At 67.2% G+C, this 1,580-nt stretch carries 1 protein-coding gene; it reads left to right on the top strand.

Features of this window, described 5'->3' with window-relative positions:
- Positions 1–1,449: anthranilate synthase component I (locus WB785_RS24645; RefSeq protein WP_424082713.1), on the top strand; the 1,449-nt coding region annotated here is incomplete at its 5' end.
- Positions 1,450–1,580 lie beyond the last annotated feature (131 nt).

Raw genomic sequence — 1,580 nt, 5'->3', positions numbered from 1 at the left:
GTGCTGGCCGATACCGAGACTCCGCTGTCCGCCTACCGCAAGCTGGCCGCCAACCGGCCGGGCACCTTTCTGCTGGAGTCAGCCGAAAACGGCAGGTCCTGGTCCCGGTGGTCCTTCATCGGCGCAGGCGCGCCGTCGGCGCTGACCGTGCGTGACGGCGAGGCGGTATGGCTCGGCGCAGCGCCCCAGGATGCTCCTACCGGTGGCGACCCGCTGCAAGCCCTGCGCGCCACGTGCGAGTTGCTGGCCACCCCTGCATTGCCAGGATTACCGCCGCTGTCGAGCGGCATGGTCGGCTTCTTCGCCTATGACCTGGTGCGACGGCTGGAGCGGCTGCCTGAGTTGGCCGTCGACGACCTCAACTTGCCGGACATGCTGCTGCTCCTGGCCACCGATGTGGCGGCCGTCGATCACCACGAGGGCACCATCACGCTGATCGCCAACGCGGTGAACTGGAACGGCACCGACGAACGGGTCGACGAGGCTTACGACGACGCGATCGCCCGGTTGGACGTGATGACCGCCGCGCTGGGTCAGCCGCTGCCTTCCACGGTCGGTACGTTCACCCGACCTGAGCCGCGGTACCGCGTGCAGCGCACCGTCGAGGAATACGGGAAGATCGTCGACTACCTCGTCGAGCAGATCGCGGCCGGCGAAGCGTTTCAGGTTGTGCCGTCGCAGCGCTTCGAAATGGACACCGGTGTCGATCCGATCGACGTCTACCGGATGCTGCGGGTAACCAATCCAAGTCCATACATGTATCTGCTGCATGTACCGAATAGCGTTGGCGGAACGGATTTTTCGATTGTCGGCTCCAGCCCGGAGGCGCTGGTCACTGTCAACGACGGGCGGGCGACGACGCACCCGATTGCTGGAACCCGGTGGCGGGGTCATACCGATGAAGAGGACCAGTTGCTGGAAAAGGAGTTGCTGGCCGACGAGAAGGAACTCGCCGAGCACCTGATGCTCGTCGACTTGGGCCGCAACGACCTGGGCCGGGTGTGCGTGCCGGGCACAGTTCGCGTCGAGGACTACAGCCACATCGAGCGCTACAGCCACGTCATGCACCTGGTGTCCACGGTGACCGGGATGCTCGCCGACGGGCACACCGCGCTGGACGCCGTCACTGCATGCTTCCCGGCCGGAACGCTGTCCGGCGCCCCCAAAGTGCGCGCCATGGAACTCATCGAAGAGGTGGAAAAGACCCGGCGCGGCCTCTACGGCGGCGTCATCGGCTACCTCGACTTTGCCGGCAACGCCGACTTTGCCATCGCGATCCGCACTGCCCTGATGCGCGACGGCACCGCCTACGTTCAAGCCGGTGGCGGCGTGGTGGCCGACTCCAACGGGCCCTACGAGCACACCGAGGCGACCAATAAGGCGCGGGCGGTGCTCAACGCGATCGCCGCGGCGCAGACCCTGACCGCCGCGGCTGACCAGGATGGCTGATGCCGCGCCCGACCGCCCGGGTCGGCGGACCATCCGGATAGCCCAGGCCCTGTTGGTGCTCGCGGCCGCGGGATTGTGGGCGGCATCCCGGCTGACCTGGGTCGACCTGCGGACATTCGACGGCCTGGGCC

The sequence above is a fragment of the Mycobacterium sp. genome, from assembly GCF_049585075.1.
Classification (GTDB): Bacteria; Actinomycetota; Actinomycetes; order Mycobacteriales; family Mycobacteriaceae; genus Mycobacterium.
The sequence above is the reverse complement of the archived record's forward strand: the minus strand, read 5'-3'. Positions and strand labels throughout refer to the sequence as shown.